Genomic DNA, 11,581 nt, shown 5'->3' on the forward strand with positions numbered 1-11,581 from the left:
GCCCATCCACGCGTGGCGTGGATCCATCGCCGGGCATGGCCCGGCGCTACCGTGTCGGGGCGTTACCCGTTGGGGATGACCACGTCGGCGTTCCACGCCGGTTCGCCGTCGACACTCAGGTCGCAGCGGCGCACGGCGCCCTCCGCGCGGCAGTGCAGGCGCAGCGGGTGGCCGTACCAGTCCCCCTGCAGGCCCGTGCCGACCACCGCGTCTTCCTCGCCGGCGATGCGTTCGGCATCGGCCAGCCACAGCGTGTAGCGCGGCGCGCTGCCGTCAGCGGCGTCCACGCACAGGCGCACCGGTGCATCGGCCAGCCGGCCCGGCAGGGTGTCCTCCACGCAGGCCGGCGCGGCCTGGGCCGTCACCGCGGCGAGCAACATGGCCGGCAGCAGCCACGCGGGGCTGATCCACCGGCCAGGGCGGCTCATGCCTGCGGCGTCGGCTCGTCGGGGCGCGCCGCTTCCGGGCTGACGCGCTCGATGGTGTGGCGCAGTTCGCGGCCGAGGATGAACTTGGCATCCTTGGCCCAGCTGTCCAGGCGGTCGTCGAACAACAGCTTGCTGTTCTCGTCCGGCCACACCAGGCGCAGCTCGCGCAGCTTCTGGATGAAGCCACGGAACAGCGACTTGTCGAAGAACTCCGGTGCGGCCGGCGCGTACAGCAGGCTGAGGCGCTGCGCGGCCTGCTGGCACAGGCTTTCCAGCTCGGCGGTGCCCAGCGTGCCCGGGCCGTTCTTCACCAGCACCGAAATGGCAATGTAGTAACGCTCGAACGCCTGCTGCAGCGAATGGCCGATGGCACGCAGGCGGAACACCTCGTCGGTCTGCCCGGTGTTGCGGGTCAGCATGCCGCCGTCATCGTCGGCGACCTGCTGCAGCAGGCCTTCGCGGATGAACACGTCGATGGTCTGCTCGATGCGCTGGGCGAACTCGTCCTCGCTCCACGGAAGGAACAGCTCGGCCTGCAGGAACGGGTACACGGTGCGGCCCAGGCGGACCAGGCCGGCACGGCTCATGCGGCGGTTGTTCTGGAAGCAGCAGGCCACCCACGACGAGGCGGTAAACAGGTGCACCACGTTGTTGCGGAAGTAGCTGAGCAGCACCGCGGTGTCGCCACTGACGCTGAGCACGTCGCCCAGCGGGTGCTTGATGCGGGTGAGGACGTTGATTTCCTCGGCGTGGGCGATGATCCGCTCCGGCGAGTGCGGGGTCACCGTCACCCGGCCCGAATACGGCATCTCTTCCAGCAGGGTCTTGCACAGCTCGATCTGCGCGATCAGGTCGGCCTCGCCCATCGCGTGCTTGGGCGTGGACAGCAGCGCCAGCGCCAGCAGGTTGATCGGGTTGACGTCGGCGGCGCCGTTGATGCGCACCTGGATGCGGTCGGCCAGGGTATCGACAGTGGTCGACAGCCACGACGGCTTCTCGTCCTCCGGCACCGCCTCGCCGTTCCACTCCGGCGCCTTCTCGGCCAGCACGTCGTTCAGGGCGATCGGTTCGCCGAAGTTCACCACCACCTGGCCGTAGTTCTGCTTGAGCACCTTCGGGATGCCCCACAGCAGCGACCAGATCGACTCCTTCTCCTTCGGCCGCCCGGACAGTTCGTCCAGGTAGCTGCCACCTTCCATCAGCTTCTCGTAGCCGATGTAGATGGGCTGGAACAGCACCGGCTTGCGCGGCTGGCGCAGGAACGCGCGCAGGGTCATCGAGATCATGCCGCCCTTGGGCTGCAGCAGGCGCCCGGTGCGCGAACGGCCACCCTCGACGAAGTACTCGATGGAATAGCCACCGGCCACCAGCTGCGCGACGTATTCGCTGAGCACGGCCGAGTACAGCGCGTTGCCGCGGATCGAACGGCGGATGAAGAACGCACCGCCCTTGCGCAGCAGGGTGCCGACCACCGGCAGGTTCAGGTTGATGCCGGCCACGATGTGCGGCGGCACGATGCCACGGTCGTACAGCAGGTAGGACAGCAGCAGGTAGTCCATGTGGCTGCGGTGGCTGGGCACATACACCACTTCGTGGCCCGGCGCGGCGGCCTTGAACTTGTCCAGGTGGTGCACCAGCACGCCGGCGTAGATGCGGTTCCACACGTGGCTGAGCATGAAGCTGGCCGAACGCACTACCGGGCTGGAATAGTCCGCGGCGATTTCCCAGGCGTAGGCGTGCGCCTTCTTCCAGGCGTCGGCCGGCTTGGAGTTGTCGCGCTTGGCCTGGGCGGCGATCGCCTCGCGCACCGGTTCGGCGGCCAGCACCTGGTCCACCAGCAGGCGGCGGGTGGACAGGTCGGGGCCGATGACCGATTCACGGATGCGGCGGAAATGGGTACGCAGCACGCGCTGCAGCTTGCGCACGGTGCGCTCGGGCTCCAGGCCCTCGTCCACGGTGCTGCGCAGCGAGATCGGCGGGGCGAAGCGCACGATGGTGCTGCGGCCGTTCAGCAGCAGGCCCAGCAGGCGGCGGAAGCGGCCGACCAGCGCCCAGTTTTCCGAGAACAGCACAGCGAACCAGCCGCTCTGCTTGTCCGGCGCGCGGCCAACGAAGATCGACACCGGCACCAGGTGCACGTCCAGGTCGTCGCGCACGCGGTGCGCCTGCAGGACCTTGGCCAGCGAATCGGAGTGGGTCTTGGCGCCGCGCTGTTCAGGGATCAGCGAATTGCTGGAACTGCGCCGCGACAGCGCCAGGTAGGCGCGCTTGCGGCCGGTCGGGTCACCGGCCAGCGGCACCAGCGGCGACGGCAGGCCGGCCTGGCGGCAGGCCTTGTCCAGGATCAGCGCGTTGGACAGGCCGTAGTCTTCCAGCACGTACACGACCGGGCGGCCGTCGTTGTACTGGCCCGGGTCCTCCGGCTCGATCTTCAGCGCCAGCCACGGCTCGACCAGACGGCCCAGCAGGCGCGCCCAGAAGGGGCGACGGCCAGCGGGACGGGCGTGCGCGGGCGGCGGCACCGGATTGGGGCCGGTGCCGGTCGAGGGAGACGCCGCGGCCGGATCGGCGGGCGTCTGCTGGGGTTCTTCGCCGGGGAACGGCAGCGGGTTCTGTTTCGACATCGGCGCCATTATGGCTTAGGCGGCGTGGTTGCCGCTTCCCCGCCGGCGGCGGGGGCCTCTGCGGGCTCCGGCGCGGCGGCCGCGCGGGCCGCATCGGCCTTGCGCAGCAGGGCATCGGTATCGGCCAGGGTGCGGGTCAGGTACCAGTGGCCTTCGCGCCGGCTCAGCGGCAGCTGCAGCTGCAGGGTGCGCCCGGCCAGCTCGTATTCCATGCGGACCAGGGCGTTGTCGCCTTCCACCGAGAGCAGCTCCCCGCGCAGGCTGCGCAGGGCGTCGTCCACGCCCAGCCCGTAGCTGGCCAGCACCGCCTTGACGGTGTGCAGGAACGGCGCCAGCTGCTGCAGGCTGCCTTCCATGCCGGCCGCGCGCAGGCCGTCCTCGTTGTCGAAGCCGACGTTGGCGGCGGCCTCGACCAGCGCGGCGATGCTGCTGCGGGCGCGGGCCCGGTCGCTGATCGGCGCGCCCTGCGCCCAGCCGGCCAGGGTTTCCACCAGGGCGATGTAATGCGTCTGCTGGCTGGGGGTGTAGCCCTTCTGGTGGCGCAGGTACTGCACGCCGAAGTTGCCCATCGACTGCGCCGCCTGGCGCACCGCGCTGGCCTGGCCGGCCAGCTGGCGGTCGAAGCTGCGCTGCAGCTGGGCGGCGGCCTGCGGCTCGCGCAGCGCGGCCAGCATCGGCAGCATCTGGTCACCCAGCGGCAGTTCGCCCAGCGGCCACTGGCTGTGGCCGTCGGTCCAGGCCTGCTGCAGCCGCTGGTACTGGCCCGGCGGCACCGACAGGCGCGCGTAGCCGACCAGGTCATCCTCGACCAGGCGCTGGGCCATGGCCTGCACCGCCGCCACCGGCTCGGCCGCCGGCTTGGCCGGGTCGCTGCCGGATTGGCGGCACGCCGCCACCGCCAGCAGCACCATGGCTGCCAGCCCCCATCCACGCGCGGACCTTCCTCGCACTGCCAGGCTCATGCAATCGGACTCCCCGTACCGGCCCGCATCTTGCGGCCTGCAAGGTGACAGCGGCAAGCCGTGCGGTCACGGTTCCGCCAGGAAAGGGGGGCGATCGGCGGGGTCGGATCCCTTTCGCAGGCGAAAGGGCTCTGACCCCGGGCGATAAAAAAAGAGCCCGGATCACAGGGATCGCAGGCTCTTCAAACCGGCGCGAGGCCGGTGGACAGTTGTGGCACATCTCCGGCCCAGGGACCGGATGGCGGCGATGCTACGCCGCCTCCGAAGTTAAGGCAATACGTCATGTAACATGACTTAAATGTTTGATTTTATTGAATCAATCCTTCTGCCAGACCGCTTCAATGAAATCTACGGCATGTTTTTCGGCGATTCGGGCATAAACGCCGGGGTAGCCGGACCGCGCGCAGCCCTCGCCCCAGCTGACGATGCCGAACTGGGTCCAGCCGTCGCGCAGCTTGAGCATCAGCGGGCCGCCGGAATCGCCCTGGCAGCTGTCCACGCCCTCACGCCCGGCGCAGATGACCTTGCCGCGCGCGAGCTCGCCGGCGTAAGCCTGCTGGCAGTCGGCAAACGGCACGAACGGCACCTGCACCGTCTGCAGCTGGGTCGGCAGCTCGCTGGCGCCCTCCTCGGTGGTGCCCCAGCCGATCACGGTGAAGTCGCGGCCCGGCTTGAGGTAGCTGGCGTCGGGGCGCAGGCGCAGGGTCACCGGCTGCGCGTCGGCCAGCGGCGCGTCCAGCTGGATGAGGGCCAGGTCGTGTTCCAGCGAATTGCCGCTGTTGAAGGCCGGGTGTACGTGGATGGCCCGGGCATTCGAGGCCCGCGGCGAGGCGTCGGTAGACAGCGCGGTGATGTTGCCGATGATGGCCAGGCCGGCGGGCGAATCGCCCTGCACGCAATGCGCGGCGGTCAGCACCCACGACGGCGAGATGAGGGTGCCACCGCAGAAGTGGCGGTCGTGATCGGAGTCGCCCATCGACAGCCCCTGAAGGCTGACCATGAACGGGTACTGCCCCGGCTGGGCGTCCTCGCCGCCGATGATGCGCGGCGTTTCGCGCGGTTGCGGTGCGGCGAACGCGGGTGCCGCGAACGCCAGCAACAGGCCGGCAAGAACTGCAGAGGTGCTGCGATACATATCCGTGTACTCCCTCTTGGATGATTGGAACCGGCACGGCCGCGAGCGGCGCCGGTACATCGATTGGGAGGGAGGGACATCCGGATCCAGTGCGACCGCGCGCACGGTTCTTCGCTGCGGGGTCGACTGCGACAGCGCTGGACCCACAAATGCGAACGCCATCCCGCACGGGGCGGGATGGCGTTCGGTATTGCGGTGTGACCGGCAGCGCCGGCAGGCTCAGCGTGCAGCCAGAGCCGACGCGATTTCCTGCTGGATGGCCCGCGCGGCCGCCTGCGGATCGGCGGCCAAGCGGATCGGACGACCGACCACGATGGCGTCGGCGCCGTCGGCGAAGGCCTGGGCCACGCCGACGGTACGCTTCTGGTCATCGCCGACCGGGCCACCCGGACGGATGCCCGGGCAGACGATCGAGAACCCGGCGCCGGTGGCGGCACGGATCGGGCCGGCTTCCTGGCCGGAGGCGATCACGCCATCAATGCCGGCGGCCTGGGCGGCCAGCGCACGCTCGACCACCACGTCCACCGGCTCGCGGTCGATGCCCATCTGGGCAAGGTCCGGGCGCCCCATCGAGGTCAGCACGGTCACCGCCAGCAGGCGCATGTCGCTGCTGTTGGCGGCCGCGCAGGCCTCCATCATCGCCGGGTGCCAGCCATGGATGGTGGCGTAGCTGACCGGCCACTGCGACAGGCGCTTGATCACCGCCGCAGCGGTGGCCGGGATGTCGAAGAACTTCAGGTCGACGAACACGCGCTTGTCGCGGCGGGCCAGCTCGTCCAGCACCTGGAAGTACTCGCCGGAGGCGAGCAGTTCCATGCCGATCTTGTAGAACGCCACGCTGTCGCCCAGGCGATCGACCCATTCCAGCGCCTGCACGCGGTCAGGCACGTCCAGGGCGAAGATCAGCCGTTCGTCATCGCGCAGCGGCAGCGGTGCGCGGCTCACGGTGCGTAATCCAGCGCGACGCGCTTGGCGTCGTGGCGGGCCTGGCGCGACTGGGTGTAGTCGTTGTTGAACTGGGCCGGCTCGAAACCGCCGTAGGTCGGGTTCGGCAGCATCCACCAGCGCTCGCCGAACCAGTCGTGGTACTGCTGCAGCAGCGCATCGCGGCCTTCGTTGGTGTTGGCGGTCACTTCCACGAAGTCACCCATCTGGTCGCCGAACTGCATCAGCACGCGGTACTGCTGGCCGGCCAGGCGGCGGCGGCAGTTCTTCTCGCTGCCGTTCTGCTCGCAGTCCTTGACCACGGTGCCCAGGCCGAGGAACACGCTGTCGTCGGCCACCGGCAGGCCCTGCTCGCGCAGGTTGGCCAGGGTCGCGTCCTTCAGGTGCACGGCGCGGTTGGAGATGTACAGCAGGGTCACGCCCTTGGCGTTGGCGGCCTTGGCGAAATCAACCACGCCGGGGATGGCCTTGGCCTTCTTCTCGGCCACCCACTGGTCCCAGGTCAGCTCGTCGTATTCCTTGCCGTCGCGCACCAGGCGCGCCTGGTAGGGCGAGTTGTCCAGCACGGTCTCATCCACGTCCAGCACCACGGCCGGCTTCAGGCCCTTGGCCGCGTTGCCGCGTTCTTCCGGCACCAGCGCGTCCCAGTGGGCTTCCTTCAGCGCGGCGTCCAGGTGGTCGGCGGCGGCGCGGTAGGTCTGTTCGGTGATCGCCTTGTACTCCTGCGCACGCTGCATCCACAGCACGGCATTGAGGTTGTCGTTGGCGGTCGCATCAACCGCACCATCGGCCTTGGCGGCCGCGGCCGGGGCATCGGGGGCGGGGGTCTCGGCGGCAGGCGCATCGACGCGCTTGCAGGCAGACAGGCCGATCGCCGCAGTGGCGAGCAGGGTCAGGGACAGGGAAACGGGACGACGCATCAGGATTCACCGGCAATCAGATATACCCCGCCATTTTACCGGCAAAGATGACCGTGGCACGGCTATGCTTCGGGGTTGACCCGTTGCCTTGCGGAGGCCGCCATGACCGATCCCGTCCAGCCCCCCGACGTCCCCCTGCTCGATGCCGTCCAGGCCCGCCTGCTGGGCTGCCTGGTGGAAAAGGAGGCGACCACCCCGGACACCTACCCGCTGACGGTCAACGCCGCGCAGTCGGCGGCCAACCAGAAGACCGCCCGCGAGCCGGTGATGAACATCGATGCCGGCAGCGTGCAGCACGCCCTGCGCCAGCTGGAGACGCTGGGCCTGGCGCGCCAGCACTTCTCCTCGCGCGCCGACCGCTACGAGCACCGCCTGCAGGCCGCGCTGGACCTGACCCGGCAGCAGACCGTGCTGCTGGCGATGCTGCTGCTGCGCGGCCCGCAGACCCTGGGCGAGCTGGTCACCCGCAGCGAGCGCCTGTACCGCTTCGCCGATGTGGACGAAGCCCGCCACGCCATCGAGCGCCTGCAGCAGCGCGCCCTGCTGGTGGTGCTGCCGCGCGCCAGCGGCCAGCGCGAGGACCGCTACATGCACCTGCTGTGCGGTGAGGTGGACGGTGCGGCGCTGGCCGCCAAGTACGCCAGCAGCGGCGGTGGCAGCAGCGAAGCGGCCGACCCCGGCCTGGCCGAGCGCGTGGCCCAGCTGGAAGCCGCGGTGGCCGAGCTGCAGGCCCAGCTGGCGGAACTGCGCGGCTGACGGACATCCGCCGGGCATGGCCCGGCGCTACCGCAGGTGCACCCGGTAGTGGGGGGGGGGGGGGGGGGGCGGGCCGCGCGCGCGGCGTGGGGCGGGCGGCCCGCCCCCCCCCGCCCGGCGCGCCCGGGGGGCGCGCCCCGCGGCCCCCCCCCGCGCGCCCGGGGGCGCCGGCGCCGGGGCGCGGCCCCGGGCCGCGGGCGCGCGCGCCCCCCCCCCCCCCCCCACTACCGGACCTCGGCCGCCCCCGGCGTGGCGTACAACCGGCTCGCGCTGTCCACGTTCGGCAACTGGATCACGCCGCGTTCGTGCATGCCCAGCCCCAGCAGGATCCGCCCGGAGGCCACGTTGTCCAGGTCGGTGATGCCGTACAGGTCCTCGATGTCCAGCTGCGAGCGCGCATGCGTGAACACCGCCCGCGCCGCCTCGCTGGCGTAGCCCTGCCCCGCGAACTCCGACAGCACCGCATAGCCGATATCCGGCCCCGGCAGGCCATCGCGCCGCACCAGGCCGGCGTTGCCCAGCCACGCGCCATCGGCCAGGCGCTCGATCGCGTACATGCCGAAGCCGTTCAGCGCATAGCTGTGCAGCACCCGCAGCGCGATGTACTCCCGCGCCTGCTCCTCGCTGCGCACGTTGCGATCACCGATGAAACGCAGGAACCCCGGATCGTTGAGCAGTGCCAGCATCGGCGCAGCATCCCGGTCGGGTTCCAGGCGGCGCAGCCGCAGGCGTTCGCTTTCGATGGGTTGCATGCGCGGATCTCCGCTGGGATAGGCCGATTGTAGAGCCGAGCCCATGCTCGGCTGATCCGTCGATGCGCAAGCCGAGCATGGGCTCGGCTCTACAGCTGCGCTCCGCTCAATCAAACAGCGCTTCGATGGCGGCCAGGCCCGCGCTAGCGCGCTCCTTCTTCCGCGCCGCATCGGCCACCGGGTCCGCGCCATCGCGCTGGATCTCCTCGGCCGGAATCTCCTCGAAGAACCGGCTCGGCTTCAACCGCACATGCTCGCCGAACTTGCGCGTCAGCTTGCTGTAGCTCATCCACAGCTGGATCTTGGCGCGGGTGATGCCCACGTACAGCAAGCGCCGTTCTTCCTGCAGGTTGCCTTCGTCCAGGCTGACCTGGTGCGGCAGCACGCCGTCCTCGCAGCCGACAATGAACACATACGGGAATTCCAGGCCCTTGGAGGCATGCATGGTCATCATGCGCACCTGGTTGCCGCCCTCGTCCTTGTCGCTGCGCGAGAGCAGCGCCAGCTGGCCAGCCAGGTCGGCCGCGGTGGCACCGCGCGGGCCGCCCTCGAACCACTGCGCCAGTTCCTCGATGTTGTTGGCACGGCGCTGGTAGCTGGCCTCTTCCTTGGCCTGCTGCCGCAGCTCGCTCAACAGCCCCGATTCCTTGGCCACCTTGCGGATCATGTCGCCGGAAGTGATCTGGCGGGTCTGCGCACGCAGGTCGCGCAGAATGTCGGTGAAGCGCGCCAGGCTGTTGGCCGCGCGCGGGGGCAGCTGCTGCAGCGCGCCGATGGCCTCGGCCGCCTGCGCCATCGGCATGTCCTTTTCCTGCGCCAGCTCGGCCAGCTTGGCCAGGGTACCGGCGCCGACATCACGCTTGGGCGACTGCACCGCACGCATGAAGGCGGTGTCGTCGTCGGGGTTCACCAGCAGCCGCAGCCAGGCCAGCGTGTCCTTCACTTCCTGGCGCTCCAGGAACATGGTGCCGCCGGTCAGGTGGTAGGGAATGCGCAGCAGCTGCATCGCCTTTTCCAGCGGCCGCGACTGGAAATTGCCGCGGAACAGGATGCAGAAATCACTCCACGGCACCTTGCGCGACTGCGCCACGAACGCAATCTCGGCGGCGACCTTTTCCGCTTCATGTTCGCTGTTGCGGCATTCCCATACGCGGATGCGCTCGCCATCGGCCTGGTCGCTCCACAGCTTCTTCAGGTGTTCGTGCGGGTTGTTGGCGATGAGCGCATTGGCCGCACGCAGCACGCGGTTGGAGCAGCGGTAGTTCTGCTCCAGCTTGATGATTTCCAGCGCGGGATAATCGCGCCCCATCTGCTGCAGGTTTTCCGGGTTGGCACCGCGCCAGGCATAGATCGACTGGTCGTCGTCACCCACGCAGGTGAAGTTGCCTTTCTCGCCAGCCAGCTGCTTGAGCAGCCGGTACTGCGCGTCGTTGGTGTCCTGGCATTCGTCCACCAGCAGGTAGCCGATGCGCTCGCGCCAGGCCACGGCGATATCCGGGTTCTCTTCCAGCACCTGCACCGGCAGGCGGATCAGGTCGTCGAAGTCGACCGCGTTGAACGCAGTCAGGCGCAGCTGGTAGCGCTCATAGACGCTGGCCGCTTCCTTCTCGCGGTTGCTGCGCGCGGCGGCCATCGCCTGTTCGGGTGACAGGCCGGCGTTCTTCGCACGCGACACCAGGTTCTTCATGTCCTCGATGTCGTCGGGCTTGGCACCGGACATCAGGTCCTTGATCTGCGCAGCGGCATCATCGGCATCGAAGATGGAGAAGCCGCGCTTCAGTCCCACCGCCGCGTGCTCGATCTGCAGGAACTTCAGGCCCAGGGCGTGGAAGGTGCAGATGGTCACCTCGTCGGCGTCCTGCTCGCGCAGGCGCTTGGCCACGCGCTCGCGCATTTCCTTGGCCGACTTGTTGGTGAAGGTGATCGCGGCGATGCGACGTGCGGGGTAGCGCCCGCAGCCGATCAGGTGGGCGATCTTCTCGACGATCACGCGCGTCTTGCCGCTGCCCGCACCGGCCAGTACCAGCAGGGGGCCTTCGATGTGCAGGACGGCGGCGGCTTGGGGGGGATTGAGACCGTGCATTGGAGAGGGATTGTAGCGGGGCGGCGTGGCCGCCACAGCCGCAGGCCGGTGGGGATGCTGAACGGCTTCGGCGGGCCGGGGCAGCGGCGTACAATCGGCCGATGGCCAAGCTCTATTTCTACTATTCGGCGATGAACGCCGGCAAGACCACCACCCTGCTGCAGAGCGCGCACAACTACCGCGAGCGCGGCATGCGGGTAGCGATCCTGACCCCGCGCCTGGATGACCGTGCCGGTGCCGGCGTGGTCGCCTCGCGCATCGGCCTGCGCGCCGAGGGCATGGCCTTCGACCGCGATACCGATCTGCAGCGCTGGGTGGAGCAGGACCTGGCCACGCACGGCCCGATGGGCTGCGTGCTGGTGGACGAGGCGCAGTTCCTGACCCGCGCACAGGTCTGGCAGCTGAGCGAGGTGGTCGACCAGCTGCGCATTCCAGTGCTGTGCTACGGCCTGCGCACCGATTTCCGCGGCGAGCTGTTCGAGGGCAGCCAGTACCTGCTGGCCTGGGCCGATGAGATGCAGGAGATCAAGACGATCTGCCACAGCGGCAAGAAGGCAACGATGACGGTGCGCGTGGATGAGCACGGCCACGCGGTGCAGGACGGCCCGCAGGTCGAGATTGGCGGCAACGAACGCTACGTGTCGGTGAGCCGTGCCGAGTTCAAGAAGATCACCCGTGGTGAGGGGCGGATCGACCCGGCGCAGGCGCCCCTGCCTCTGTAAGGAGGGGGTCTTCTGCAGGGCTTGCAGCCCTGCACCTGCTCAATGCAACGGCAACGTCAAAAGCCGGAGCGGCATTCCGTGGGATGGCGGGGCGGTGTGGGTTTGCGGGGACGCCGTAAACCCATCCATGGGGGCTTGGTCGCCGCTTGCTCGTGTGCGCTGTCCTGCGCACACGGCAAGACCGGGGTTGGGCGTCCTGCCCAACCCGCCCGAGGCATGCCTCGGGCCCATGCGGCTCACACCCCGCAAACCCA

General features: G+C 69.3%; 10 protein-coding genes. 2 read left to right on the plus strand and 8 right to left on the minus strand.

Features of this window, described 5'->3' with window-relative positions; all coding sequences use genetic code 11:
- Positions 1-62: 62 nt before the first annotated feature.
- The 6 genes from ACVOK1_RS11995 to ACVOK1_RS12020 all read right to left on the minus strand — a co-directional run bounded on the left by ACVOK1_RS11995 (position 63) and on the right by ACVOK1_RS12020 (position 7,014).
- Positions 63-428, minus strand: a complete 366-nt coding sequence (locus ACVOK1_RS11995; RefSeq protein WP_200751024.1) for a hypothetical protein — start codon at positions 426-428, stop codon at positions 63-65.
- Positions 425-3,061 (minus strand): glycerol-3-phosphate 1-O-acyltransferase PlsB, encoded by a 2,637-nt coding sequence (plsB, locus tag ACVOK1_RS12000; protein ID WP_200751025.1) that lies wholly within the window; start codon positions 3,059-3,061, stop codon positions 425-427. The genes ACVOK1_RS11995 and plsB overlap by 4 nt, the downstream gene beginning before the upstream one ends.
- Positions 3,061-4,014, minus strand: a complete 954-nt coding sequence (locus tag ACVOK1_RS12005; RefSeq protein WP_481562191.1) for a hypothetical protein — start codon at positions 4,012-4,014, stop codon at positions 3,061-3,063. The genes plsB and ACVOK1_RS12005 overlap by 1 nt, the downstream gene beginning before the upstream one ends.
- A 316-nt stretch (positions 4,015-4,330) precedes the next feature.
- A complete protein-coding gene (locus ACVOK1_RS12010; RefSeq protein WP_481562192.1) occupies positions 4,331-5,149 on the minus strand; it encodes a S1 family peptidase in 819 nt (272 codons plus the stop codon).
- 219 nt (positions 5,150-5,368) lie between these two features.
- A complete protein-coding gene (gene pyrF / locus ACVOK1_RS12015; RefSeq protein WP_071228639.1) occupies positions 5,369-6,094 on the minus strand; it encodes an orotidine-5'-phosphate decarboxylase in 726 nt (241 codons plus the stop codon).
- On the minus strand, positions 6,091-7,014 hold the full coding sequence (locus ACVOK1_RS12020) for a 5'-nucleotidase, lipoprotein e(P4) family (protein WP_481562193.1): 924 nt from the start codon (positions 7,012-7,014) through the stop codon (positions 6,091-6,093). Before ACVOK1_RS12020 ends, pyrF begins: the two co-directional genes overlap by 4 nt.
- A gap of 102 nt (positions 7,015-7,116) precedes the next feature.
- Between ACVOK1_RS12020 and ACVOK1_RS12025 the strand changes: the two genes are divergently transcribed.
- Positions 7,117-7,770: a YceH family protein gene (locus tag ACVOK1_RS12025; protein ID WP_481562194.1), complete on the plus strand. Its 654-nt coding sequence runs from the start codon at positions 7,117-7,119 to the stop codon at positions 7,768-7,770.
- A 224-nt stretch (positions 7,771-7,994) separates the two neighbouring features.
- Here the strand turns inward: ACVOK1_RS12025 and ACVOK1_RS12030 are convergent, their stop codons facing one another.
- Positions 7,995-8,522: a GNAT family N-acetyltransferase gene (locus tag ACVOK1_RS12030; RefSeq protein WP_481562195.1), complete on the minus strand. Its 528-nt coding sequence runs from the start codon at positions 8,520-8,522 to the stop codon at positions 7,995-7,997.
- 106 nt (positions 8,523-8,628) lie between these two features.
- A complete protein-coding gene (locus tag ACVOK1_RS12035) occupies positions 8,629-10,605 on the minus strand; it encodes a UvrD-helicase domain-containing protein (RefSeq protein WP_333628798.1) in 1,977 nt (658 codons plus the stop codon).
- A gap of 101 nt (positions 10,606-10,706) precedes the next feature.
- Between ACVOK1_RS12035 and ACVOK1_RS12040 the strand changes: the two genes are divergently transcribed.
- Positions 10,707-11,327 carry a thymidine kinase gene (locus tag ACVOK1_RS12040; RefSeq protein ID WP_367380938.1) on the plus strand — a complete coding sequence of 207 codons (621 nt, stop codon included), beginning with the start codon at positions 10,707-10,709 and terminating at the stop codon, positions 11,325-11,327.
- Positions 11,328-11,581: the final 254 nt, after the last annotated feature.

Source organism: Stenotrophomonas sp. STEN087, assembly GCF_056759115.1.